Source organism: Streptomyces sp. M41(2017) (assembly GCF_002078175.1).
Taxonomy (GTDB): domain Bacteria; phylum Actinomycetota; class Actinomycetes; order Streptomycetales; family Streptomycetaceae; genus Streptomyces.
Genome location: NZ_MWFK01000001.1, coordinates 3,416,247 through 3,440,275, shown reverse-complemented (window position 1 = coordinate 3,440,275; position 24,029 = coordinate 3,416,247). Strand labels below are relative to the sequence as shown.

At 71.9% G+C, this 24,029-nt stretch carries 28 protein-coding genes; 16 read left to right on the top strand and 12 right to left on the bottom strand.

Annotated elements, in window-relative coordinates:
* The first annotated feature begins 22 nt into the window (after positions 1-22).
* Positions 23-418, top strand: coding sequence for a superoxide dismutase, Ni (gene sodN, locus B0675_RS15260; RefSeq protein ID WP_081219369.1), 396 nt, complete (start codon positions 23-25; stop codon positions 416-418).
* Between the two features lie 144 nt (positions 419-562).
* On the opposite strand, the gene B0675_RS15255 is transcribed toward sodN, so the two are convergent.
* The gene (locus B0675_RS15255) at positions 563-760 is read right to left on the bottom strand and encodes a hypothetical protein (RefSeq protein WP_081219368.1); all 198 of its coding nucleotides are present in this window, start codon (positions 758-760) and stop codon (positions 563-565) included.
* Positions 761-946: 186 nt separating this feature from the next.
* On the opposite strand from B0675_RS15255, the gene B0675_RS15250 reads away from it, so the two are divergent.
* The 5 genes from B0675_RS15250 (at position 947) to B0675_RS15230 (ending at position 4,026) form a co-directional block, all read left to right on the top strand.
* The gene (locus B0675_RS15250) at positions 947-1,363 is read left to right on the top strand and encodes an SHOCT domain-containing protein (protein ID WP_081219367.1); all 417 of its coding nucleotides are present in this window, start codon (positions 947-949) and stop codon (positions 1,361-1,363) included.
* Positions 1,364-1,472: 109 nt separating this feature from the next.
* Complete coding sequence (locus B0675_RS15245; RefSeq protein WP_081219366.1) at positions 1,473-1,853, top strand: helix-turn-helix transcriptional regulator; 381 nt, start codon at positions 1,473-1,475, stop codon at positions 1,851-1,853.
* Positions 1,854-1,863: 10 nt separating this feature from the next.
* Entirely contained in the window at positions 1,864-2,283 is a 420-nt protein-coding gene (locus B0675_RS15240; RefSeq protein WP_081219365.1) for a VOC family protein, read from the top strand.
* Between the two features lie 115 nt (positions 2,284-2,398).
* Complete coding sequence (locus B0675_RS15235) at positions 2,399-3,274, top strand: hypothetical protein (protein WP_081219364.1); 876 nt, start codon at positions 2,399-2,401, stop codon at positions 3,272-3,274.
* Positions 3,271-4,026, top strand: coding sequence for a VOC family protein (locus tag B0675_RS15230; RefSeq protein ID WP_081219363.1), 756 nt, complete (start codon positions 3,271-3,273; stop codon positions 4,024-4,026). Before B0675_RS15235 ends, B0675_RS15230 begins: the two co-directional genes overlap by 4 nt.
* A gap of 19 nt (positions 4,027-4,045) precedes the next feature.
* On the opposite strand, the gene B0675_RS15225 is transcribed toward B0675_RS15230, so the two are convergent.
* The 4 genes from B0675_RS15225 to B0675_RS15210 form a co-directional block, all read right to left on the bottom strand.
* Positions 4,046-4,393 carry a DUF952 domain-containing protein gene (locus tag B0675_RS15225; RefSeq protein ID WP_081219362.1) on the bottom strand — a complete coding sequence of 116 codons (348 nt, stop codon included), beginning with the start codon at positions 4,391-4,393 and terminating at the stop codon, positions 4,046-4,048.
* A 10-nt stretch (positions 4,394-4,403) separates the two neighbouring features.
* Positions 4,404-5,630 carry a sigma-70 family RNA polymerase sigma factor gene (locus tag B0675_RS15220; protein ID WP_081219361.1) on the bottom strand — a complete coding sequence of 409 codons (1,227 nt, stop codon included), beginning with the start codon at positions 5,628-5,630 and terminating at the stop codon, positions 4,404-4,406.
* A gap of 5 nt (positions 5,631-5,635) precedes the next feature.
* Positions 5,636-6,049: a YciI family protein gene (locus B0675_RS15215; RefSeq protein ID WP_081219360.1), complete on the bottom strand. Its 414-nt coding sequence runs from the start codon at positions 6,047-6,049 to the stop codon at positions 5,636-5,638.
* Positions 6,050-6,212: 163 nt separating this feature from the next.
* A complete protein-coding gene (locus B0675_RS15210; RefSeq protein WP_081219359.1) occupies positions 6,213-6,797 on the bottom strand; it encodes a dihydrofolate reductase family protein in 585 nt (194 codons plus the stop codon).
* A 175-nt stretch (positions 6,798-6,972) separates the two neighbouring features.
* On the opposite strand from B0675_RS15210, the gene B0675_RS15205 reads away from it, so the two are divergent.
* The gene (locus B0675_RS15205) at positions 6,973-7,605 is read left to right on the top strand and encodes a TetR/AcrR family transcriptional regulator (protein ID WP_081219358.1); all 633 of its coding nucleotides are present in this window, start codon (positions 6,973-6,975) and stop codon (positions 7,603-7,605) included.
* Here the strand turns inward: B0675_RS15205 and B0675_RS15200 are convergent.
* The 3 genes from B0675_RS15200 to B0675_RS15190 form a co-directional block, all read right to left on the bottom strand.
* The gene (locus B0675_RS15200; protein ID WP_081219357.1) at positions 7,602-8,234 is read right to left on the bottom strand and encodes a GNAT family N-acetyltransferase; all 633 of its coding nucleotides are present in this window, start codon (positions 8,232-8,234) and stop codon (positions 7,602-7,604) included. The genes B0675_RS15205 and B0675_RS15200 overlap by 4 nt on opposite strands.
* A gap of 226 nt (positions 8,235-8,460) precedes the next feature.
* The gene (locus B0675_RS15195) at positions 8,461-9,519 is read right to left on the bottom strand and encodes a family 2 encapsulin nanocompartment cargo protein polyprenyl transferase (RefSeq protein WP_081219356.1); all 1,059 of its coding nucleotides are present in this window, start codon (positions 9,517-9,519) and stop codon (positions 8,461-8,463) included.
* A 220-nt stretch (positions 9,520-9,739) separates the two neighbouring features.
* Positions 9,740-11,146 (bottom strand): family 2B encapsulin nanocompartment shell protein, encoded by a 1,407-nt coding sequence (locus B0675_RS15190; protein ID WP_081219355.1) that lies wholly within the window; start codon positions 11,144-11,146, stop codon positions 9,740-9,742.
* Positions 11,147-11,355: 209 nt separating this feature from the next.
* On the opposite strand from B0675_RS15190, the gene B0675_RS15185 reads away from it, so the two are divergent.
* The 3 genes from B0675_RS15185 (at position 11,356) to B0675_RS15175 (ending at position 13,375) form a co-directional block, all read left to right on the top strand.
* Positions 11,356-11,589, top strand: coding sequence for a hypothetical protein (locus tag B0675_RS15185; protein ID WP_081219354.1), 234 nt, complete (start codon positions 11,356-11,358; stop codon positions 11,587-11,589).
* Between the two features lie 135 nt (positions 11,590-11,724).
* Positions 11,725-12,315 (top strand): N-acetylmuramoyl-L-alanine amidase, encoded by a 591-nt coding sequence (locus B0675_RS15180; protein ID WP_081219353.1) that lies wholly within the window; start codon positions 11,725-11,727, stop codon positions 12,313-12,315.
* 157 nt (positions 12,316-12,472) lie between these two features.
* Positions 12,473-13,375: a pyridoxal-phosphate dependent enzyme gene (locus tag B0675_RS15175; RefSeq protein WP_241539945.1), complete on the top strand. Its 903-nt coding sequence runs from the start codon at positions 12,473-12,475 to the stop codon at positions 13,373-13,375.
* On the opposite strand, the gene B0675_RS15170 is transcribed toward B0675_RS15175, so the two are convergent.
* Positions 13,357-14,952, bottom strand: a complete 1,596-nt coding sequence (locus B0675_RS15170) for a Na+/H+ antiporter (RefSeq protein WP_081221805.1) — start codon at positions 14,950-14,952, stop codon at positions 13,357-13,359. The genes B0675_RS15175 and B0675_RS15170 overlap by 19 nt on opposite strands.
* Positions 14,953-15,013: 61 nt before the next feature.
* Here B0675_RS15170 and B0675_RS15165 point away from each other — a divergent pair, with 61 nt between their 5' ends.
* From B0675_RS15165 to B0675_RS15155, 3 genes are all read left to right on the top strand, one after another.
* Entirely contained in the window at positions 15,014-15,274 is a 261-nt protein-coding gene (locus B0675_RS15165) for a UBP-type zinc finger domain-containing protein (RefSeq protein ID WP_081219352.1), read from the top strand.
* A gap of 285 nt (positions 15,275-15,559) precedes the next feature.
* The gene (locus B0675_RS15160; RefSeq protein WP_081221804.1) at positions 15,560-15,973 is read left to right on the top strand and encodes an anti-sigma regulatory factor; all 414 of its coding nucleotides are present in this window, start codon (positions 15,560-15,562) and stop codon (positions 15,971-15,973) included.
* The gene (locus tag B0675_RS15155) at positions 15,970-17,091 is read left to right on the top strand and encodes an RNA polymerase sigma factor SigF (protein ID WP_081219351.1); all 1,122 of its coding nucleotides are present in this window, start codon (positions 15,970-15,972) and stop codon (positions 17,089-17,091) included. Before B0675_RS15160 ends, B0675_RS15155 begins: the two co-directional genes overlap by 4 nt.
* 6 nt (positions 17,092-17,097) lie before the next feature.
* On the opposite strand, the gene B0675_RS15150 is transcribed toward B0675_RS15155, so the two are convergent.
* Positions 17,098-17,550, bottom strand: coding sequence for a hypothetical protein (locus tag B0675_RS15150; RefSeq protein WP_081219350.1), 453 nt, complete (start codon positions 17,548-17,550; stop codon positions 17,098-17,100).
* A 170-nt stretch (positions 17,551-17,720) separates the two neighbouring features.
* On the opposite strand from B0675_RS15150, the gene B0675_RS15145 reads away from it, so the two are divergent.
* Together B0675_RS15145 and B0675_RS15140 are read left to right on the top strand one after the other, a co-directional pair.
* The gene (locus tag B0675_RS15145; protein WP_081219349.1) at positions 17,721-18,689 is read left to right on the top strand and encodes a diacylglycerol kinase family protein; all 969 of its coding nucleotides are present in this window, start codon (positions 17,721-17,723) and stop codon (positions 18,687-18,689) included.
* Positions 18,690-19,006: 317 nt separating this feature from the next.
* A complete protein-coding gene (locus B0675_RS15140; protein ID WP_006380970.1) occupies positions 19,007-19,264 on the top strand; it encodes a WhiB family transcriptional regulator in 258 nt (85 codons plus the stop codon).
* Positions 19,265-19,516: 252 nt separating this feature from the next.
* Here B0675_RS15140 and B0675_RS15135 read toward each other — a convergent pair whose 3' ends face one another.
* Positions 19,517-20,983 carry a PAS domain-containing sensor histidine kinase gene (locus tag B0675_RS15135; protein ID WP_081219348.1) on the bottom strand — a complete coding sequence of 489 codons (1,467 nt, stop codon included), beginning with the start codon at positions 20,981-20,983 and terminating at the stop codon, positions 19,517-19,519.
* A 588-nt stretch (positions 20,984-21,571) separates the two neighbouring features.
* On the opposite strand from B0675_RS15135, the gene nagB reads away from it, so the two are divergent.
* Positions 21,572-22,357: a glucosamine-6-phosphate deaminase gene (gene nagB, locus B0675_RS15130; protein WP_081219347.1), complete on the top strand. Its 786-nt coding sequence runs from the start codon at positions 21,572-21,574 to the stop codon at positions 22,355-22,357.
* A 90-nt stretch (positions 22,358-22,447) separates the two neighbouring features.
* Here nagB and B0675_RS15125 read toward each other — a convergent pair whose 3' ends face one another.
* Positions 22,448-24,028 (bottom strand): glycoside hydrolase family 3 N-terminal domain-containing protein, encoded by a 1,581-nt coding sequence (locus B0675_RS15125; RefSeq protein ID WP_081219346.1) that lies wholly within the window; start codon positions 24,026-24,028, stop codon positions 22,448-22,450.
* Between the last annotated feature and the right edge of the window lies 1 nt (position 24,029).

Here is a 24,029-nt window from a genome sequence, read left to right as displayed (position 1 = left end):
GATCACGAGGAAGGACAGCTCAATGCTCTCCCGCCTGTTTGCCCCCAAGGTGAAGGTCAGCGCGCACTGCGACCTGCCCTGCGGCGTGTACGACCCGGCCCAGGCCCGCATCGAGGCGGAGTCGGTGAAGGCCGTCCAGGAAAAGATGGCCGGAAACGACGACCCTCAGTTCCAGACGCGCGCCGTTGTCATCAAGGAGCAGCGCGCCGAGCTCGCCAAGCACCACGTGTCGGTGCTCTGGAGCGACTACTTCAAGCCCCCGCACTTCGAGAAGTACCCGGAGCTGCACCAGCTGGTCAACGACACCCTGAAGGCCCTCTCGGCCGCCAAGGCGTCCGCCGACCCGGCGACCGGCCAGAAGGCCCTCGACTACATCGCCCAGATCGACAAGATCTTCTGGGAGACCAAGCAGGCCTGACCCCGGACCTCCGGGTTGCCGGGCCTCTCGGGTCCGGCCGCGCCGACCTGCGGTTCGTCCGGCCGCACGTCACGCGACACGCACCTGGTCCGCGGGCCGCCGAACTCGGTGGCCCGGCGGTCCGGGTGCGTTCTGCTGTCACGGTCACGCGGGCAGCCGGCGCAGCTCGACCACGCGCAGGCCGAGCGCCTGGAACCGGCCGAGCAGACCGTGCAGATGGGCGTCGTCGATGACGGGGCCGAAGAACAGCGTCTGTTCCGCCGTGGGCACGCTGTCGAGTTCGGAGAACGCCGAGGCGAGCGTCTCCGACACGATGCCGGCGACGCGGAATTCGTAGCGCATACGAGCACTTCCCTCAGGACCGGGGTTCGAGACCCGCCTTCGGGTCCGGGGTCCGCCGCGATCCCCCTGCCATCGTCGGCGCTTGGGGGATCCCCCAGCTCACCCGCCGGGGGTGAGGCGGCCGGGCGGGCCGTCGACGCACTGTGGTCGAGCGTGGCGATGTCGTACGACGACAGGAGTTCGACCATGAACGGCTCGACGCTCGAACTGGCAGCGGACTATCCCCTGCTCAACGTCTTCTGGACCACGATGTGGTTCTTCCTGTGGATCCTGTGGTTCATGCTGCTCTTCCGCGTCATCGGGGACATCTTCCGCGACGACGATCTGAGCGGCTGGGGCAAGGCCGGCTGGTGCGTCTTCGTCGTGATCCTGCCCTTCCTCGGCGTCTTCGTGTACCTGATCGCGCGGGGCCGCGGGATGGGCGAGCGCGAGGCGAAGCGCATCCAGAAGAGCCAGGAGGACGTGCAGTCCTACATCCGTGAGACCGCCGGGACCACCGGCAAGGCCGACGAACTCGCGAAGCTCGCGGAACTCAAGAGCAGCGGCCACCTCACGTCCGCGGAGTTCGAGCAGGCCAAGGCCAAGGTCCTGGCCGACGCCTGACCGGTTGCGCGCGGCCGGGCCCGTTGTCGGTGGCCCGTGGCATTCTGGGCGGGTGGGAAATCCCCGAGTCCTGGAGGACCTGGTCCGGCTGCGCAAGGCGCGGGACCGGATGAACCGCGAGTTCGCGGAGCCGCTCGACATGGCGACGATCGCGCGTACGGCGCTGATGTCGCCGGGCCACTTCCAGCGCAGCTTCCGTGACGCCTTCGGCGAGACGCCGTACACGTATCTCATGACCCGCCGGATCGAGCGCGCGAAGGCGCTGCTGCGGAGCGGCGACATGACGGTGACGGAGGTGTGCCTCGCCGTGGGGTGCACCTCGCTCGGTTCGTTCAGCTCGCGGTTCACGGAGCTGGTCGGTGAGACGCCGAGCGCGTACCGGGCCCGTCCGCACGACCACGGCGCGCCCATCCCGTCCTGCGTGGCCCGCCGGATGACCCGCCCGGCCCGCCATCGCAACCCCGAGGCGGAACCGGGCACACGCCTCTAGGTTGTAGGGCATGGACCTGAAACTCTCCCAGTGCTTCATCTCCGTCGACGATCACGACAAGGCGCTGGCCTTCTACCGTGACGTGCTGGGCCTGGAGGTCCGGGGCGACGTCGGGTTCGAGGGGATGCGCTGGGTCACGGTCGGGTCGCCGCTCCAGCCCGACGTGGAGATCGTCCTGGAGCCCCCGGCGGCGGACCCGGACGCCTCCCCCGCGGACAAGCAGGCCATGGCGGAACTGCTGGCCAAGGGCATGCTGCGCGGGGTGATCTTCTCGACGACCGACTGCGACGCCCTCTTCGAGCGGGTCCGCGCCTCGGGCGCCGAGGTCCTCCAGGAACCCGCCGACCAGCCGTACGGCCTGCGGGACTGCGCGTTCCGCGATCCGGCGGGCAACCTGCTGCGCTTCGCGGAGAACCGCCGGGAGGCCTGAACCGGCCGTCGGCCCGGGGTGCCGGAAGACCGGGTTCCCTCGGGAGGGACACTACGTGCGTGTGTCCGCGGCGCGTCCGCGGTCCGAGCCCCAGAGCGTCCTCCGAGGAGTCCCCGTGCCGTCCGCGCGCCCCCGTGTCCTCTACGTCAGTGACCTGGCCTATCCGGCCAGGGGACGGCGGTACTGCGACGAGGACATCGCCCTCACCGCGCGACTGCGCGAGGACTTCGACATCGCCGTGTGCCATCCGCTGGACGCGGCCGCGCTGATGGCCGGCTTCGACGCCGTGGTGGTCCGCAACAGCGGGCCCGTCCTGCACCATCAGGCCGCGTACGACGCGTTCCGGGAGCGGGCGCTGGCCGACGGTGTGCGGGTCTACAACCAGCTGTCCGGCAAGGGGGACATGGCCGGCAAGGGGTACCTGCTGGAGCTGACCGCCGCCGGGTTCCCGGTCATCCCCACCGTGGACCGCGCGGCCGACCTGGACCGGCTGCCGGAGGCGGACAGCTACGCGGTGAAGCCGAAACAGGGCGCGGACTCCATCGGCCTGGAGTTCGTGACGCGCGACCGGCTCGCCGGGCTGCCGTTCGGCGACCTCCTCGTCCAGCCGCGCGTCGACTTCCGGTACGAGGTGTCGTTCTACTTCGTCGACGACACCCTCCAGTACGCCCTGTACGCACCGGACCCGGAGCGGCGCTGGGCCCTGGAGCCCTACGAACCCACCGACGAGGACCGGGAGTTCGCGCAGCGGTTCGTCGACTGGAACGACATCACGTACGGCATCCAGCGTGTCGACGCCTGCCGGGCCCCGGACGGCGGACTGCTCCTCGTCGAGCTGGAGGACCTCAACCCGTACCTGTCCCTCGACGCCCTCTCCCCCGAGGTCCGGGACGCCTTCGTCTCCCGGATGAAAACGTCCTTGCGCGCGCTGATCGGCCAGGAGACGGTACGAGCCGCAGCGTCCGTACGGCAGGAGGAGCAGTCCCGATGAGCACGCGACCGAACATCCGGTGGACCCATGCCTTCGTCGACCGGCCCGTGGCGGAGCTCGGAGCCGCTGTGGCCTTCTGGACCGCGGTCACCGGCACGACCGTCTCGGAACCACGCGGTGACCGGGGTGAGTTCGTGACGTTGCTGCCCGCCGGCGCGGACGCCTGTGTGAAGGCGCAGGGCGTCGGGGACGGTCCCGGGGGCGCGCATCTCGACCTGTCCGTGGAGGACGTGCCGGCGCTGGTGGCGTGGGCCCTCGGGCTCGGTGCCGAGACCGTCGCGGAGCACGACGGCTGGGCCGTGCTGCGCTCCCCCGGCGGGCAGTCGTTCTGCGCGGTGCCCTGGCAGGGCGAGTCCGCGCGGCCGCCGGTGACCGGGGGGCCGGGCGGCGCGACGAGCCGGCTCGACCAGGTGTGTCTCGACGTGGCGCCGGACGCGTTCGCCGCCGAGACCGCCTTCTGGGCCGCGCTGACCGGCTGGGAGTCCCTGGCGGGCGCGCTCCCCGAGTTCCATCTGGTCCGGCCGCCCGCCGGGCTCCCGCTGCGCATCCTGTTGCAGCGCCTGGACACCGTCCGGCCCGCCGCCGCCCACCTCGACCTCGCCTGCTCGGACGTCGACGCGGTGCGGGCCCACCACGAGACGCTCGGGGCGACGGCGGTCGGCCGGGGCGCCCGCTGGACGGTGATGCGGGACCCGGCCGGCGGCACCTACTGCCTGACCGGCCGCGACCCGGCGACGGGCAGCCTGCCCTAGGGGGTGTCCGCGAGGGGCGTCACCGGGCGCCGTCCGCACCCGGGGTCCAGACCTCCACGTCCACCACGGCGGCGGCCGGGACCGGCCCGTAGACGTGGGGGAACTCCTCGCCGCCGGGTTCCATCGCCTCGAAGCGGACCGGCACGGTGAGGCGTTCGGGGTCGACGACGAGGACCACCAGTTCGTCGGGGCCGGTGTAGGAGCCGTACAACATCGTCGCCACCGGCTGGAGTTGGTGGCGCAGCGAGCAGTGGATGAAGCCCTCCTCCTGGAGGGTCCGGCCGCGGGTGGACATCTCGAAGGCGCCGGAGGCGCGGGCCGCGTCCCACAGGGAGCGCTCGGTCAGGTGCAGCAGAGGTTCGGACATGGGAGGAACGCTACGGCCCGAGCCGGGCCGCGCGCGCCTCCAAATAGCGGCGCTCCGGCAGGCTGAGGGTCTGGCCGGCGGCCGACGTGTAGGCCGCGCGGGCTCCCGCCGTGTCTCCGGCGCGCTCCAGCAGATGGCCGCGGACGGCGTCCGGCCGGTGCCCGGCGGCCGACGCGTCCTCCAGCCGGTCGAGTTCGGCGAGGGCCGCGCGCGGGCCGTGCACCATGGCGACGGCGACCGTGCGGTTGAGCTGTTCGACGGGGCCGGGTACCTGGCGGACGAGGATGTCGTACAGGCCGAGGATCTCGGCCCAGTCCGTCGCCTCCGGCGTGCGTGCCTCGTCGTGGACGGCGGCGATGGCGGCGCGCAGCTGATAGGGGCCCGCCCGTCCGCGTGCCAGCGCCTCCGTCACCAGGGCCACGCCCTCCTCGATGGCCGCCCTGTCCCAGCGGTCGCGGTCCTGTTCGTCGAGGGGGACGAGGTCTCCGTGCGGTCCGGTGCGCGCGGCGCGGCGGGCGTCGGTGAGGAGCATCAGCGCGAGCAGCCCGGCCACTTCGGCGTCCTCGGGCAGCAGTCGGCGGACCGTACGCGCCAACCGGAGCGCCTCACCGGCGAGTTCGGCCCGCTGCAAGGAGGTCCCCGAGGTGGCCGTGTAGCCCTCGTTGAAGATCAGGTAGAGGGTGTGCAGGACGGCGGGGAGCCGTTCCTCCCAGCGCTCGGGGCGGGCGAACCGTACGCCCCGCACCTTCCGCTTGGCGCGGCTGATCCGCTGGGCCATGGTCGCCTCGGGCACCAGCCAGGCCCGCGCGATCTCCGCCGTGGTGAGTCCGCCGACCGCGCGCAGGGTGAGCGCGATCTGCGCGGGCGGGCTCAGGTCGGGGTGACAGCACAGGAAGAGGAGCGTGAGCGTGTCGTCCTCCGACGGGGCGCGGTCGGCGCCGGGCGGCGGCGCGGTGAACGCGTCCCGCGGCGTGAGCGCGGCCGCCTTCTCCTCGCGCAGCCGCCGCGCCTGTTCCGCGCGCAGGGTGTCGACGAGCCGCCGCGAGGCCACCTTGATCAGCCAGCCGCGCGGGTTGTCCGGCACGCCCTTGGCGGGCCACTGGCCGGCCGCCGCCAGCAGGGCCTCCTGGACCGCGTCCTCGGCGGCGTCGAAGTGGCCGTAGCGGCGCACCAGGGCACCGAGGACCTGCGGCGCGTGGTGGCGCAGCAGATCCTCGACCCCGGTCGTGCCGCTCATCCCGCTCAGACGTCCCCGCCGCCGTCCCCGATGGGCCGGATGACCACCGGGTACTCCGGGGCGCCCTTCGGAACGGGGCAGGCGGTGACGCGCGCGGCGATCTCGGTGACCCGGTCCAGACTCGCGCAGTCGACCACCCAGTAGCCGGCCATCACTTCCTTGGTCTCGCCGTACGGGCCGTCGGTGATCACGACCTCACCGTCCGCGCCGCGGGACACGAGACGGGCCTTCGCGGGTTCGAGCAGGCCGTTCATGTCGACCAGCTCGCCCGATTCGGAGAGGTCGTCGTTGATCGCGCCCATGTGCGCGAACATCGCCTGGATCTCCTCCTCCGTCCAGAGCGGCGGCTGCGCGGTGGCGTCGCCCCGCTGGCTCGCGTAGTCGGCCTGCGTTCCCTGCACCATCACCAGGTACTTCATGAGTCCGCTCCTTCTGTTTCCTCGCTCGGGCCGCCCGTGCTGGGCGGCTCTCACAGGGGACGTCGGAGCCGGTCCGCGGTTCTCGACACGACGGGGTCCACGACGTCGGAATCTTTTTCGGGGGCGGGTCCTTCGCTGCCTTCAGGGTAGGGCGGTGGCGGATTCAGCGCTTCCTGCGATAGGTCCGCACGAGGACGCCGTTCCCGAAGAGCCGCATCTCGTCGAGGGTGAACGCACCGACGTCGAATCCGGAGCCGAACATCGGCAGGCCGGAACCGAGGACCACCGGGTACGTCTTGACGACCAGCTCGTCGACCTCGTCGATCAGCTCACCGGCGAGTTGCGAGCCGCCGCACAGGTAGATGCCGAACTCACCTTCCTCCGCCTTCAGTTCACGGACGGTGCCGACGATGTCGTCCCCGACGATCCGGACGGCCGGGTCGGGCGACTCGGTGAGGGTGCGGGAGGCGACGTACTGGCGCAGATGCGCGTACGGGCTGGTCACGCCGATGTCGAGCGCCAGTTGGTAGCTGGCCCGGCCCTGGACGACCGTGTCGAAGACCCGGTTCTCCAGGTCGTCGACGCCGAGGGCGCGGCGGCCCTGGGACGCGATGGTCTCGGGGTACTCCGCCGTCAGGAAGGCGAGGAACTCCTCGTCGACGAACGGCATGAAGGGATCGGCGTCGCCGTCGGGATCGCCGATGAAGCCGTCGATCGAGCAGGCGACGAAGTAGGTGAGCTTGCGCAAGCGGGTCTCTTCTCTCGGGCGGCGTCGTGGTGGACGGCTCCTGCCGAACCACTTCAGTTATAGTGCTTCATCTGTAGTGGTTCAAGAGGATTGAAGCGTCCGCCCCTGGGGGGCATGGCCGGGGCGTCGGGCCACCACAGCGGGAACGGCGCGTCACAGGGAGAGGAACCGGCACATGGCACGGAACACCGAGCGCAGGGCAGCCCTCGTCGACGCGGCGGTGGCGGTACTGGCCCGCGAGGGCGCGCGGGGACTGACGTTCCGCGCGGTGGACGCGGAGGCCGCGGTTCCGGTGGGTACCGCGTCGAACTACTTCAGCGACCGCGACGATCTGCTGAACCAGGTCGACACCCACCTCCACCGGCGGCTGGCCCCGGATCCCGCCGTCCTCGCCGGTCTGCTGGCGGCCCCCCGCGACCGCGCGCTCGTCCTGGAGTTCATGCGGGACCTGCTGGGCCGGGCGACCCGCGACCGCACGGGCTACCTCGCCCTCTTCGAGATGCGTCTGGAGGCCACCCGGCGCCCGACCCTGCGCGCGTCGTACACGGCGTCGGTGCGCGGCGACCTCGAACAGGCGATGGAGTTCCACCGGGACGCCGGGCTGCCCGGCGGCGACCGGACCGTGGCCGTCCTGTACCTCGCGGTGCTCGGCCTGCTCCTGGAACACCTGACCCTGCCCGGCGTCCTGGCCGACGCCCTGCCCGGCGTGGCCGTACCGGACGGGCTCCTCGAGACCATCGTGACGACGATCGTCCCGGACGACGACGGCGGCGACGGGGACCAAGAAGGGGCCGGGAACCGGGCCTAGCGCGCGTCCCGCTGTCCTGGGCGCGGCTCGCGCCACATCGGCCACATGTACGGGCCGTCGGGCAGGGCGAGCGGACCGCCCGTGACGACGAAGCCGAGCCGCTCGTACAGGGCGCGGCTGCGGCCGCTGCTCGCCTCCAGGTAGGCGGCGAGACCCTCGCGGTCGCAACGGTCGAGCACCGGCTCCATGAGCGCGCTGCCGAGTCCCTCACCCTGGCGCTCCGGCGACACCGCGATCATCCAGAGGTAGGTGTGCGCGCGGCCGGAGGGGTGGACGTCCGCGGTGAGCCGGCCGATCAGTTCGACCCGTTCGTTGTCCGGGTCGACGGCGGCGCGCAGCTGCGCCGGGCCGTCCTCGTCCTCCTGGCCCGCACCGTCCGCACCGTCGTGGTCCCCGGCCGGGACGCCCAGCCACAGCGCGCACGCGGAACCGTCCTCGGCCAGGTCGACCCGGCCCTCCGCGAGCACGATGTCGGTGAACGCCGCCATCAGCCTGTGGTGGGTGGCACGGCGGTACGCCGGATCGGGAAAGACCCAACCGCTCACCGGATCGTCCTGGAACGCCTCGTCCAGCAGCCGCACGAGCAGTTCCCGGTCGCCGTCGTCCGCCACCCGGATCGCCACACCCATGACCTGTCCCGCCCCTCGCCCCAACCGCCCGTGATCGTACGGAGGTTGAGCCTAGTACGCGGGTCGGGGCCGGGCCGGGCTCCCCCGGGTGCGGGCCGGGAAGAAAGGCGCGGGCCCCGCACGCCGTGGGGATGTGCGGGACCCGCTCACCGGAGTCCGGCACCGTACGGCGGTCAGGTTCCGTACGGTGCCCGGGGCTCCGGGGTCGTGCGCCGGCCGGGGCCGGTCAGCTGCTGCGCCGGGTCACGAACTCGGCGAGCGCGAGGAGACCTCCCGCCGCCTCGGGTTCGGGGACCGCCCGGGACAGTTCGTGCATCGCCCGCGCCATCCGGTCCGCCGCCTGGGCCTGCGCCCAGTCGCGCCCGCCCGCCCGCTCGACGGCGAGCACCGTGCGCTCCAGCTCTCCTTCCCGGTAGGGCGCTCCGTACAACTCCGCCAGCTCGCCGGCCGCCGGAGTGCCCGAACCCAGCGCGGCGACCACGGGCAAGGACTTCTTGCGGGCGATGAGGTCCGCCCCGGCGGGCTTGCCGGTACGGCTCGGGTCCCCCCAGATCCCGATCACGTCGTCGATGAGCTGGAACGCGAGACCGGCCTCCCTGCCGAACGCGTCGAGCGCGTCGACGTCCTCCGCGTCCGCCCCGGCGTACAGGCCTCCGAGGGCGCAGGCGCACCCGATGAGGGCGCCCGTCTTCGCCTCGGCCATGGCGAGGCACTCGTCGAGGGTGACCTCGTCCGGGCCGAGCTGCTCCATGGCCGTGTCCGTGTGCTGTCCGGCGCACAGTTCTACGACGCAGCCCGCGAGCCGGGCGGCCGCCGCCGCGGACGCGGGGTGCGGGTCCTCGGCGAGCAGCTGCAGGGCCAGCGCCTGCAGGGCGTCCCCGGCCAGGATCGCGTCGGCGTCGCCGAACACGGTCCACGCGGTGGCGCGGTGCCTGCGGGTGGTGTCGCGGTCCATCACGTCGTCGTGGAGCAGGGTGAAGTTGTGGATCAGCTCCACCGCCGCGGCGGCCCGGACGGCCGCCGCCTGCTGTCCGCCGAGGGCGCGGACCGCCGTCAGGACGAGCGCGGGCCGGATGGCCTTGCCCGCGTTGCCCGCGGCGGGAGTGCCGTCCGCGTGCTCCCAGCCGAAGTGGTACAGCGCCACCCTGCGCATCGACCCGGGCAGCGAGTCGATGGCCCTGCGCAGCTCGGGGTCGACCAACGCCCGGGCACGCTCCAGGACGTCCGCCGCCTCCTGCCCCTCGGACGGACCCGGCACGGCCCGCCGCTCACCGTGTCGTCCCATGGACCTCCCGCCGGCGCTTCGCGTGTCCGGGATCCCGGCCGGAGGCCGCCTGTTCGGGATACCGGCCGGACCCTGCTTCGTCCCCGTCGTCATGCGGTCTCCCCCGCGGTCGTCTCGGAGAGCGGGCTGATCGTGGCGCCGTCACGGACGCCGGGCGGGTGTTCCCCGGGCGCGCCCGCCCCGCGGGGCGGGCGCACGCCGGGTTCCGCCGTGCGGAACGTCACCGCCAGCGGCCGATCTCGACGTTCTCCAGGATGCCGAGGGCGTCCGGCACGAGCACCGCGGCCGAGTAGTACGCCGTCACCAGGTAGGAGATGACCGCCTGTTCGTTGATGCCCATGAAGCGCACCGACAGGCTCGGCTCGATCTCGTCCGGGATGCCCGCCTGCTGGAGCCCGACCACCCCCTGCTCTGCCTCGCCCGTACGCAGCGCGATGATCGAGGTCGTCCGGGCGTCCGTGACCGGGATCTTGTTGCACGGGAAGATCGGGATGCCGCGCCAGGTCGGGATGCGGTTGCCCGCCATCTCGACGCTCTCGGGAACGAGTCCGCGCTTGTTGAACTCGCGGCCGATCGCGGAGATCGCCCGCGGGTGAGCGAGGAGCATCTTGGTGCCGCGACGGCGGCTGAGCAGCTCGTCCAGGTCGTCGGGGCTGGGCACGCCGTCGTGCGGCTGGAGCCGCTGGTCGTACTCGCAGTTGTTCAGCAGGCCGAACTCCCGGTTGTTGATCAGCTCGTGCTCCTGGCGCTCCTTCAACGCCTCGACGGTGAGCCGGAGCTGCTGCTCCGTCTGGTTCATCGGCTGGTTGTAGAGGTCGGCCACGCGCGTGTGCAGGCGCAGGACGGTCTGGGCGATGCTCAGTTCGTACTCGCGCGGGCTGCCCTCGTAGTCCACGAAGGTGCCGGGGATGTCCGGCTCACCGGTGTGGCCGGCCGCGAGGTCGATCTCCTTCTCGCCGTACTTGTTCTGGCGCTGCGCCGGGATCGCGCGCAGCGCCTGGAGGTGCTCCCGCAGGGACTCGGACCGCTCCGCGACCTGTTCGAGGTCCTGCCGGGGCAGCGTGAGCACGGTGACCGAGGTGACCGCGCGGGCCGTGTACTCCCAGATGGCCTCCGGGTCGATCAGGGACTGCTCCCCGAAGTACGCGCCGTCGGCGAGGACGCCGAGCACCGCGTCGTCCCCGTAGGGACCGGTGCCGATCTTCTCGACCTTGCCGTGCGCCAGCAGGAACACCTCGTCGGCCTGGCTCCCGAACGAGGCCAGTACGTCACCCGGGACGAACTCGCGCTGTCGGCACCGGGCCGCGAGCTCGGCCAGCACCTCCTGGTCCTCGTACGACCGCAGGACGGACAGCTCGCCCAGTTCCGCGGGGATGACCTGGACCTGGTCCCCTGTCTTCACGAACGTCACGCGGCCGTCGCCCACGGAGTAGCTGAGCCGCCGGTTCACGCGGTACGTGCCACCCTGCACGTTCACCCACGGAAGCATGCGCAGCAGCCACCGCGAGCTGATCTCCTGCATCTGTGGCGCGGACTTGGTGGTGGTGGCCAGGTTCCGCGCGGCTGATGTGCCGAGACTCTGCTGCGGACGGTTCTGCTCCGCGCGGACCTCTTCGCCTACCGACATGAAAATTGCCCTCCCGGTCGTGCACTGATCTTCGGGAGCAAGCCTTCCATCACGGAGCGTGCCGGTGCTATTACACGAATGAGGGGGAATGGATCACCCGCGAGTTGGGCAGGGAGAGTGATTCTGTCGAGGTCCACCGCGCGGCGGCCGGGGAACTCCCGTCTCCGGCCGTCCGTTTGATCACTGACGGACGACGACGGGAGATCGCAGTGGCAGGCTTTCTGGACCGCGCGAAGGAACAGGCGCAGCGCGGCCTCACGCAGGGCAAGCAGAAGCTGGACGACGTGCAGGCCCAGCGGGCGGGCACCGACCTCCTGAAGAGACTCGGCGCGGCGTACTACGCGGAGCGGCACGGCACCGGCTCCCCCGAGGCGACCCAGCAGGCTCTCCAGACCCTGGAGAGCCACATCACCGCCCACGGGGACGGCTTCCTCCACTCCTGACCGGATCCCGCGCCGCTGACCGGATCGGCTCGCTCGCTGTGCGAACGGGTGGGTCCGGCGGCCGCGTCGGCGATACAAGCTGCGATACGAGACGGCCGCGCGAGGCGGCCGGCGCGCAGCGCGAAGGAGGCGGCCATGGCATCGCCCATGTCCGCGGGCACTTTCCTGGACCGGATCAGGGACGAGGACGTCCACGTCGTCGAGGTGGGCGACTGGAGACATCACAACCGCAACCACAAGGGACCGTGGGGTCCGGTGCACGGCGTGATGATCCACCACACGGTGACCTCCGGTGCCGCGCGCACGGTCGGACTGTGCCGTGACGGACGCGAGGACCTGCCCGGTCCGCTGTGCCACGGCGTCATCACGAAGGACGGCGTCGTCCATCTCGTCGGGTACGGCCGGGCCAACCACGCGGGCCTCGGTGACGACGACGTCCTGCGCGCGGTGATCGCCGAGAAGGCCCTCCCGCACGACAACGAGGCGAACACCGACGGCAACCGCCATTTCTACGGCTTCGAGTGCGAGAACCTCGGCGACGGCAAGGACCCGTGGCCCGAGGCCCAGCTGACGGCCGTGGCCCGGGTGTGCGCCGCCATCTGCCGCCATCACGGCTGGACCGAGCGCTCGGTGATCGGCCACCTGGAGTGGCAGCCGGGCAAGGTGGACCCGAGGGGGTTCACGATGAGTTCCCTGCGCGGCCGCGTCCGCGAACTGCTCAAGTAGACCCGCCCCGCGTCGGGCCGTCTCCGGACAGGTGTCCGACAATGAGCGGGTGACCAGCCCCGATGCCCCGGAGACCGGCCCCGCCGCCGTGCCGTCCCGCTCCGGCGGCCCGCGATACGACGGGCCCTCGACGCCCGGACCGCTCGGGACCGCGCCGCTGCTCCCCTCTCCGCTGCGGGAGGCGGCGGACGAGCGGTTCGCCCGCCACGGGGTGCGGCTGCTGCTGAAGCGGGACGACCTGATCCACCCGGACCTCGTCGGCAACAAGTGGCGCAAGCTGACGCCGAACCTCGCGGCGGCGGCCGGCCGCACCCTGGTCACGTTCGGCGGGGCGTACTCGAACCACCTGCGGGCCACCGCCGCGGCCGGCCGGCTCCTCGGTCTGCCCACCCTCGGCGTGGTCCGCGGCCAGGAGTTGGCCGACCGGCCCCTGAACCCCTCGCTCGCCCGCTGCGCCGCCGACGGCATGCGTCTGCACTTCGTCGACAGATCGACCTACCGCCGCACGTCGGACCCGGAGATCCTGGCGGACATCCTGCGCGCCACGGGAGCCGAGGACGCGTACGTGGTCCCGGAGGGCGGCAGCAACGCCCTCGCGGTGCGCGGCTGCCGGGCACTCGGCGAGGAACTGCGCGGCCACGGCGTCGACGTGGCCGCGCTCGCCTGCGGTACCGGCGGCACCCTCGCGGGGCTGGCCGCGGGTCTCGCCCCGGACCAGCGCGCCCTCGGTGTCCCGGTCGTCAGGGGCGGCTTCCTCGGCGCGCAGACGGAGTCGCTCCAGACAGCGGCGTTCGGCGGCCGAAGCGGCACCTGGGCCCTCGACGACCGCTTCACCTTCGGCGGCTACGCCCGTACCACCCCCGAACTCGACGCCTTCGCCGAGGACTTCGGCCAGCGGCACGGCCTGTCGGTGGAACGTCTCTATGTCGCCAAGATGCTGTACGGACTTGTCGCCCTGGCCGAGGAGGGCGCGTTCCCCCGCGGCACGACGGTCGCGGCGGTGATCACCGGAGCGCCGTTCCCCGCCGCCGGGGTGGCGCCTCAGGCCGCCTCGCGGTAGGCGGCGGCCTCCTCCAGGTCCAGCCGGCGCAGCAGCGTCCGCAGCATCTCGTCGTCGATGTAGCGCAGGTCGCGCAGCCTGACGAACACCTCGCGCTCGGCGCCGATCATCTCGCGGGAGAGCCGGCGGTAGGTGTCGTCGGCGCTCTCCCCGGTGACCGGGTTGACCGCGCCGAGCCGCTCCCAGACGGCGTTGCGGCGCCGTTCCATCACCGAGCGCAGCCGCTCGGCGAGGGGCGGGGGCAGCGCGTTGCGCTCGTCGGTGAGGAGGTCGTCGAGGCGCTGTTCGGCGGCCTGGGAGGCCTGCGCCTGGGCGTTGGCCTCGGCGAGCGTCTCGGCCTGGGTGTCGCGGCCCGGCAGCTTCAGCAGCCGGATCAACGGGGGCAGCGTGAGCCCTTGGACGACGAGGGTGCCGATGACGGTCGTGAAGGTCAGGAAGAGGATCAGGTTGCGGCCGGGGAAGGCCTCGCCGCCGTGCATCGTGAGCGGGATGGAGAAGGCGATGGCGAGCGAGACGACGCCCCGCATGCCCGCCCAGCCGATGACGAACGGCGCCTTCCAGGTCGGATTGTCCTCCCGCTCGCGGATGCGTGACGAGAGGATGCGGGGCAGGAAGGTGGCGGGGTACACCCACACGAACCGGGTCGCGACGACGACGAAGAAGAGGGCGATCGCGTACCAGGCGGCGCTGGTTCCCTCGTACGCGCCGAGGCCCTTGAGGACGACCGGCAGCTGCAGGCCGATGAGCGCGAACACCGCCGACTCCAGCACGAACGCGACCATCTTCCACACCGCCTCCTCCTGGAGCCGGGTCGCGAAGTCGACCTCCCAGGCACGGTGGCCGAGGTAGAGGGCGACGACCACGACGGCGAGCACGCCGGAGGCGTCCACCCACTCGGCGATGCCGTAGGCGGCGAAGGGGATCAGCAGGGAGAGCGTGTTCTGCAGCAGCGCCTCGTTGATGTGGGTGCGCAGCCAGTGGATGGGGATCATGAGGGCGAGCCCGACCACCACGCCGCCGACGGCCGCGAGCAGGAACTCGCGGATGCCGCCCGCCCAGGTGGCGCCCTCGCCGACGGCCGCCGCGAGCGCCACCTTGTAGGCGGTGATCGCGGTCGCGTCGTTCACCAGGGACTCGCCCTGCAGGATGGTGGTGATCCGGGAGGGCAGCCCCACCCGGCGCGCCACCGCGGTCGCGGCCACCGCGTCCGGCGGCGCGACGACCGCGCCCAGCACGAGCGCCGCGGTCAGCGGGAGGCTCGGCACGAGGAGGTAGGCCGCCCAGCCGACGACGAGCGTCGCGAACAGGACGTACCCCACCGACAGCAGGGCCACGGGCCTCAACTGGGCCCTCAGGTCCAGGTAGGAGCTGTCCGTCGCCGCCGTGTACAGCAGCGGGGGCAGCAGCAGCGGCAGCACGATGTCGGGGTCGAGTTCGTACGGCGGCACACCGGGGATGTACGACACGATCAGGCCCGCCGCGACGAGGAGCAGGGGCGCCGGGATCGGCGTGCGGCGGGCGGCCCCGGCGACCGCCGCGCTCCCGGCAACCAGCAACAGCAGTGGCAATACGTGCATCGTCTTCCGCCCGCCCTCGTTTTCGCGCGGCATCCCGCACACCCGACGTAACCTGGCAATCATGAAACAGTGCACGCACACCGACGCGCTGCCGCAGCAGGAACCCCGGCCCGAGAGCGACACGTGCCTCGAGTGCGTGGCCGCGGGCACGCACCCGGTACAGCTTCGGCTGTGTCTGGAGTGCGGGCACCTCTCCTGTTGCGACTCCTCACCTCTGCGGCACGCGACAGAGCACTTCAAGGACACGGGACATCCGATCATGCGCACCTTCGAGCCGGGGGAGAGCTGGCGCTGGTGCTTCGTGGACCACGTGCTCGTCTGAGCCGTGCGCGAGGCGGGCGCGTGGCCGAAAGCCGGGACGGTTCGACCGTCTGACGCCTGGGTACGTCAACCCGGCGCGCGCTCTTCCGATTTGGGCCCCGCAGACCCCTAGCCACTGTCCGTGCTCGTGGGCTTACTATGAGTGACAGCAAGGGGCGGGGTCCCCAGGACAGGAAAGACGGGAGCGCGGTAGCGTCACCGCTGCACGACGTAGCGCGTTACCCCGGGGGGCGACCCTCGGCCCCCGAGAGAGCTCGAATGAGCTTGTACCACCATGGAGGTGAGGGTGTCCCAGATCGCAGGCGAGCCCGCGACGAAGGACTTCGTGGAAGTCCGGCTGCCGGCCGCGGGTGCCTACCTGTCGGTACTGCGCACGGCCACGGCCGGGCTGGCGGCCCGGTTGGACTTCACCCTCGACGAGATCGAGGATCTGCGCATCGCGGTGGACGAGGCCTGCGCGATCCTGCTGCAGCAGGCCGTTCCCGGCTCCGTCCTCAGTTGTGTCTTCCGGCTCATCGAGGACTCACTGGAGGTCACGGTCTCCGCTCCGACCACCGACGGTCACGCTCCGTCACGGGACACGTTCGCGTGGACCGTGCTGTCGGCCCTGGCCGGCAAGGTCGAATCCACCGTCGCCGAGGACAAGACCGTTTCGATCAGTCTCTACAAACAGCGCGGCGCGGGACCCGGGCCGGCGTGAAGGACGGGGACGGGCCGGTGCGGGACGAAGAGCGCGGCACACGGGAGCCTCCCGCGGAGCGCGCCGACGGCCCGGACGGGTCGCGGCACACGGCGGACGGCATCGACGGCATCCCCGAGCAGGCCCGGCAGCATCCGGAGGGCGGCGCCGGCGAGGTGACCAGCGGGGCCGGCGCCGCGCAGTCCGGGGTCTCCCCCGTCCGGGGAGGTTCTCCCGGTCCGCGCGGTGCCGAGGTCATGGGGGAAGAGCCGCGGGCTCGGGGAATGGTGACGGGCGGGACTATGAGCGAGCACGAGCGAGACGCGGAGCAGAGCGTGCAGGGCACGCAGCACGGGCCGAGCGCCCAGCACATCCGGCACGACCCGCAGGACCGCAGCGCGGCCCGGGTGATGTTCGTCGAGCTGCGCAAGATGCAGGACAGCAGTGCCGAGTACGCGGAGCTGCGCAACCAGCTGGTCCGCATGCATCTGCCGCTCGTGGAGCACCTCGCGCGCCGGTTCCGCAATCGCGGTGAGCCGCTGGACGACCTGACGCAGGTCGCGACGATCGGCCTGATCAAGTCGGTCGACCGCTTCGACCCGGAGCGCGGCGTCGAGTTCTCGACGTACGCGACGCCGACCGTGGTCGGCGAGATCAAGCGGCACTTCCGCGACAAGGGATGGGCGGTCCGTGTCCCGCGCCGCCTCCAGGAGCTGCGGCTGGCCCTGACCACGGCCACCGCGGAGCTCTCCCAGCTGCACGGCCGGTCCCCGACGGTGCACGAGCTGGCCGAGAAGCTGGCCATCTCGGAGGAGGAGGTCCTGGAGGGCCTGGAGTCCGCGAACGCGTACTCCACGCTGTCCCTGGACGTCCCGGACACGGACGACGAGTCGCCCGCGGTCGCGGACACCCTGGGCGCGGAGGACGAGGCGCTGGAGGGCGTCGAGTACCGGGAGTCGCTCAAGCCGCTGCTGGAGGACCTTCCGCCGCGGGAGAAGCGGATCCTGCTCCTGCGCTTCTTCGGCAACATGACGCAGTCGCAGATCGCGCAGGAGGTCGGCATCTCGCAGATGCACGTCTCCCGGCTGCTGGCCCGCACCCTGGCCCAGCTGCGGGAGAAGCTCCTCGTCGAGGAGTGAGAGCCGCTACTTCTCTTCCTGTACGTCGCCGCCGGGCCCTCGGATACCGAGGGCCCTCGTCGTTGCGGGGTTCACGAGCAGCACCAGGGCGGCCACCGCGACGACCGCGAGGACGATGCCCGCGGGGATCGCGACGCTGTCGGCCCGCAGCAGGTTGTAGGCGACGGGCAGGGCCATGACCTGGGTGATGACGGCCGGGCCGCGGCTCCAGCCGCGGCGCAGCAGCAGTCCGCGCGCGGCCAGCAGCGGCAGCAGCGCCAGCACGATCAGCGTGACGCCGCCGGTGACGGCCTGCTGCCGGTCGTCGGGGTCGCCCGTGAGGCCGAGGACGAGGATGTAGACGCCGCCCGCCACGAGGGCGAGTCCCTCCAGCGCTGCCAGTGCCGCGGCGGCGGTCAGCCGTCCGGGGCGCGGTTCGGCGAGGGGGGCGTCGGGGGTGGGGTTCTGCTCTCGGCTCACTCCTGAAGAGTAGCCGTCGGCCCCGGACCGCCGACCGCCCCGGGGGCGACGGTTCCCCTGCGGGGAAGGCCCGGCGGGCGGTGCGCTGTGGCCCGGCTCACGCCCGGGTCTCTTACCGGACCCCTACCTCGGTCTGGGCCGAGTACCACCCAGTAGGTACGCTGCATCGCATGCGTGCACTTCTCGTGGTCAATCCGGCAGCAACCACCACAAGTGCGCGCACGCGTGATGTCCTGATCCATGCGTTGGCCAGCGAGATGAAGCTGGAGGCCGTCACCACCGAGTACCGCGGGCACGCCCGGGACCTCGGCCGGCAGGCCGCCGACAGCGACGAGATAGACCTGGTCGTGGCCCTCGGCGGGGACGGCACGGTCAACGAGGTCGTGAACGGTCTGCTGCACCGGGGCCCCGACCCGGACGCCCTGCCCCGCCTCGCCGTCGTCCCCGGCGGCTCCACCAATGTCTTCGCGCGCGCTCTCGGTCTGCCGAACGACGCCGTGGAGGCGACCGGCGCCCTGCTGGACGCCCTGCGCGAGGAACGGGAGCGGACCGTGGGCCTCGGCCTCGCCGCGGGAACCCCCGGCACGGAGGACGAGGCCGTGCCCTCCCGCTGGTTCACCTTCTGCGCCGGGCTCGGCTTCGACGCGGGAGTGGTGGGCCGGGTCGAGCAGCAGCGCGAGCTCGGCCGGCGGTCGACGCATGCGCTGTATCTCCGCCAGGTGATGCGGCAGTTTCTGGACGAACCGCATCGCCGGCACGGAACGATCACCCTGGAGCGCCCCGGCGCCGACCCGGTGACCGATCTGGTGCTCTCCATCATCTGCAACACCGCGCCGTGGACGTTTCTCGGCAATCGTCCGGTGTACGCGTCGCCTAAGGCCTCGTTCGATACGGGGCTCGACGTACTCGGCCTCAGCCGCATGTCGACGGCCTCGGTTGCCCGGTATGCCACCCAGTTGCTCACTTCGTCCCCCGACCGGGGACCCCGCGGGAAGCACGCCCTCTCCCTGCACGACCTGACGGACTTCACCTTGCATTCGAAGGCCCCGCTGCCCCTCCAGATGGACGGCGACCACCTCGGACTGCGAACCAGCGTGACGTTCACAGGCGTACGCCGTGCACTGCGTGTGATTGTGTGAGCGGAAGGGCCCAAAGTCCTTTCACTCGAACGTTTAGACCAGGGTCCACCCCATGGAAGTACGGCTGTGACCTAGTCGACACCGAGGAATCAAAAAAAACTTTCCAGAAGGGGTTGTATCCGCCGCTGAGGTTTGCGAGTCTCTACGTGGCGCTCGGGACGGCCCGCAACATCGGCCCCACAGAGCACCGGAACCCCTCCTCACATCAAGGACCACACCAGTCCGTCTGGTCGTCGGCCCTTCACTTGTTGAGGGATTCGTGAAAGCGTTCACATTCACAAGCAACGTGCATGTAATACCAAGGAGAGGTAGCAGCCATGGACTGGCGTCACAACGCCGTTTGCCGCGAGGAAGACCCCGAGCTCTTCTTCCCCATCGGCAACACCGGTCCTGCGCTGCTGCAGATCGAGGAAGCCAAGGCCGTCTGCCGCCGCTGCCCCGTCATGGAGCAGTGCCTGCAGTGGGCGCTCGAGTCCGGCCAGGACTCCGGCGTCTGGGGTGGCCTCAGCGAGGACGAGCGCCGCGCAATGAAGCGCCGTGCCGCCCGCAACCGAGCTCGTCAGGCCACCGCCTGACGTTCCACCCCGCACGAGCCTGAGCTTGGCGGCGCGTACAGCGTGTACGCATCTCCCGCCCCCGAGCCGCAGCGCGCAGTACCCCGATGCGCTTGATTGCAACGAGCTTTCAGCCCCGGACCACTTGTGGTCCGGGGCTCATTGCTGTGCGCCGACGGCCCGTATCCACCGAGGGTCACCCTGAGTGACCGACCGAGCGGTCGTCGACTGCCGCCGCTCGGGGGCCGGTTGTGCGGATCGTGTGCCGATCGGCTACTTGGGTACGCGCACCGGAAGGTCCAGGATCACCTGGGTGCCGCGCTCCGGGGCGGCGACCATGTCGAACGTGCCGCCCAACTCGCCCTCCACCAGCGTCCGTACGATCTGCAGGCCGAGGTTCCCCGAGCGGTGCGGGTCGAAGCCCTCGGGCAGTCCGACCCCGTCGTCCTGGACCGTGACCAGCAGGCGGGCCTCCTTGGCGGTGCCGCCGCGGACCGCCGAGACCTCGACGGTGCCCCGGTCGCCCTCGCGGAAGCCGTGCTCCAGCGCGTTCTGGAGGATCTCGGTGAGGACCATGGACAGCGGGGTGGCGACCTCGGCGTCCAGGATGCCGAAGCGTCCGGTGCGCCGGCCGGTGACCTTGCCGGGGGAGATCTCGGCGACCATGGCGAGCACCCGGTCCGCGATCTCGTCGAACTCGACCCGCTCGTCCAGGTTCTGGGAGAGCGTCTCGTGCACGATGGCGATGGAACCGACCCGGCGCACGGCCTCCTCCAGCGCCTCCCGGCCGCGCTCCGAGTCGATGCGCCGGGCCTGGAGCCGCAACAGGGCGGCGACCGTCTGGAGGTTGTTCTTCACCCGGTGGTGGATCTCCCGGATGGTGGCGTCCTTGGTGATCAACTCGCGCTCGCGGCGGCGCAGTTCGGTGACGTCCCGGAGCAGCACCAGGGATCCGACGCGGGTGCCCTTGGGCTTGAGCGGGATCGCCCGCAGCTGGATGACGCCTTCGGCGCTCTCGATCTCGAACTCGCGGGGGGCCCAGCCGCTGGCGACCTTGGCCAGCGCCTCGTCCACCGGGCCGCGGGACGGGGCGAGTTCGGCGGTGGTGGAGCCGAGGTTGTGGCCGACCAGGTCGGCGGCGAGGCCGAGCCGGTGGTAGGCGGACAGTGCGTTCGGCGAGGCGTACTGGACGACGCCGTCCGCGTCGAGGCGGATCAGTCCGTCGCCGACCCGCGGCGAGGCGTCCATGTCGACCTGCTGGTCGGGGAACGGGAAGGTGCCGGCCGCGATCATCTGGGCGAGGTCGGAGGCGCTCTGCAGATACGTCAGTTCGAGGCGGCTCGGGGTGCGCACGGTGAGCAGGTTGGTGTTGCGGGCGATGACACCGAGGACGCGGCCCTCGCGCCGCACCGGAATGGACTCGACGCGGACCGGGACCTCCTCGCGCCACTCGGGGTCGCCCTCGCGCACGATCCGGCCCTCGTCGAGCGCCGCGTCCAGCAGGGGCCGGCGGCCGCGCGGGACCAGATGGCCGACCATGTCGTCCTGGTACGAGGTCGGGCCCGTGTTCGGCCGCATCTGGGCGACCGAGACGTAGCGGGTGCCGTCGCGCGTGGGAACCCACAGCACGAGGTCGGCGAAGGAGAGGTCGGAGAGCAACTGCCACTCCGAGACCAGCAGATGAAGCCACTCGAGATCGGAGTCACCGAGAGCGGTGTGCTGGCGTACGAGGTCGTTCATGGAGGGCACGTGTGCGAGCGTACCCGGCGGATCCGCCCGGACCCCGGTCAGCCGCCCGCAGCGGGCTCGGGAGCAGCGCGTACGGCCCCGGAGACACCCGCGGGCCGCGGCGCCTGGGAGGGACCCTCAACCCTCCCGGCACCGCAGCCCGGAGCAACAACGGCCACGGGGTGTGCGGTCCCGATCTGGCCGAAGAGAGGAGCCGGAGCAGTCAGGGCAGAGAGCGCCGGTTCCTCGGTCCGCCTTCCTGTGCGGGGAAGACGGAGGCTTGTTCAGTTTCTCAAAGCATTGTGGACTAGACCATGGTCCTGCGTCCATGTGTTCGCTGTCCATGCGTCCGCGGATGTTTGTTGTCGTCCGCTTCTCAAACATCCGGGACCGTCCATCAGACTAGCCCGCTTCGGTTCGTGAACGGGTGGGATCGGCGGATGCCGCGGCGGGCGGGCCGGCGCATCCGGGCCGCGGCTGCGGCGTCCGGGACGAGCGGGGAGGACGACGGGCGGGCACCGCTCTGCTAGATTGGTCTATACCACACGTGTCCCCCTTCGGGTTCCAGTTGAGTCCCCTCTCCAGATCGGCAGGCCCAGCGTGGAAGTTGTCATCGTCCCGGACGCCAAGGCGGGCGGCGAGCTGATCGCCGAGGCCATGGCGGAGCTGCTCAGGCGCAAGCCCGACGCCCTGCTCGGCGTGGCCACCGGCTCGACGCCGCTGCCCATCTACGAGGCGCTGGCGGCCACCGTGCGGTCCGGTGCCGTGGACGCCTCGGGCGCGCGCGTCGCGCAGCTCGACGAGTACGTGGGGCTGCCGGCCGAGCACCCCGAGTCCTACCGTTCCGTGCTGCGGCGCGAGGTGCTCGAACCGCTGGGGCTCGGCATGGACGCGTTCATGGGCCCGGACGGCACCGCGGCGGACGTCCTGGCCGCCTGCGAGGCCTACGACGCGGCGCTGGCCGCCGCGGGCGGGGTCGACCTGCAGATCCTGGGCATCGGCACGGACGGGCACATCGGGTTCAACGAACCGTGCTCCTCGCTCGCCTCGCGCACCCGCATCAAGACGCTGACCGAGCAGACCCGGGTGGACAACGCGCGGTTCTTCGAGGGCGACATCGAGCAGGTCCCGCACCACGTCATCACCCAGGGCATCGGCACGATCCTGGAGGCGCGCCACCTCGTGCTGCTCGCCACCGGGGAGGGCAAGGCGGACGCGGTGGCGGCGACGGTGGAGGGGCCGGTCGCGGCGATCTGCCCGGCCTCGGCGCTGCAGCTGCACCCGCACGCGACGGTCGTCGTCGACGAGGCCGCCGCGTCCAAGCTGAAGCTCGCGGACTACTTCCGCGCCACCTTCGCCGCCAAGCCCGACTGGCAGGGCATCTAGAACCCGCGGTCCGCGGACGTACCCATGCCGGTGCCCGGTCTCCTCAGGGGAGACCGGGCACCGGCATGTCCGGCCCGAGGGCCCGCGCGGCTACTCCCCCGCGATGACCTCCGCCGCCGCCTGACCGCAGACGCGCGCGGCGCCGTGGGTGGCGATGTGGAGGGCGCCGCGGGGCGCCGACTGGGGAACGCCCATCTCGACGACAACGCTGTCCGGGCGGGCCGCGAGGAGCGTGTCGAGGGCCGCCGCCATCCAGGGGTGCCGGTGTTCGTCGCGCACCACGGCGACGACCGGACGGCTGCCGGCGGCGGCGAGGGCCGAGGAGCCGGCGTCCTCGCCGGTGAAGCTGCCGGTCTCCGTGCCGGGGAGCAGCCGGGCCAGTTCGGCGGCCACGCCCCAGGGCGTCTCGTCACCGACCGCGATGTTCGCGACCGGGGTGAGCGCGGCGACGTAGGGCGCCTCGGTCAGCGGTGGGAAGGCCCCGGAGCGGGTCACCGTGAGCGCGCGCCGGGCGGCGACCAGGCCGACGTCCGAGGTGTTGTCGGAACGGGCCGGGCCACCCGCGGAGCTCGCACCGACGGTGACGGTCTTGGGGCCCGAGCCGTTCGACGCGTTCGAACCGTTTGAGCCATTCGTGTGGGAGCGGGAGAGCGCGGCGGCCGCGGCCGTCCATTCGGCGAGCGCGCGGACCCGGTTCGCCGCGTCCGCCAGGCGCTCCTCGGCGAGGTCGCCGGCGCGGACCGCGGCGACGAGGGCGTCCCTGAGGCGGCGCACGGTGTCGTCGTCGGCGAGTCCGCCGCCCACGCAGATGGCGTCGGCGCCGGCCGCGATGGCCAGCACGCTCCCGCGCTCGATGCCGTACGTGCCGGCGATGGCCTGCATCTCCATGCCGTCGGTGACGATGAGTCCCTCGTAGCCGAGCTCCTCGCGCAGCAGCCCGGTGAGGATGCGGCGGGAGAGGGTGGCCGGCCGGTCCGGGTCCAGGGCCGGGACCAGGATGTGGGCGCTCATCACGGCCCGGCTGCCCGCGGCGATCGCGGCACGGAACGGGGCGAGTTCGCGCGCCTGGAGGACGGAGAGGTCCGCGTCGATGCGGGGCAGTGCGTGGTGGGAGTCGACCGCGGTGTCGCCGTGACCCGGGAAGTGCTTGGTGCAGGCGGCGACGCCGGCGGCCTGGAGGCCGGTGACGTAGGCGGCCGTGTGCCGGGCCACCAGGCCGGTGTCGGCGCCGAAGGACCGTACGCCGATGACCGGGTTGGAGGGGTTGGAGTTCACGTCGGCGGAGGGCGCCCAGTTGAGGTTCACCCCGCACGCGGCCAGCCTGCGGCCGAGTTCGAGGGCGACGGCCTCGGTGAGCGCCACGTCGTCGACGGCGCCCAGCGCGTGGTTGCCGGGGAACGACGAACCGGTGCGCACCTCCAGGCGGGTGACGTCGCCGCCCTCTTCGTCGATGGCGACGAGGACGTCGTCCCGCTCGGCCCGCAACTGAGCTGTCAGCGCGGCGAGTTGATCGGGTGATGCGATGTTGCGGCCGAACAGGCCGACGGAGGCGAGACCTTCACCGAGGCGGCGCAGCAGCCAGTCCGGAGCCGTGGTTCCGGTGAAACCGGGCTGGAGCACGGTGAGGGCGTCGCGCGTCAGGGTGTCTGTACCGCTGGCGAATGTCGTCATC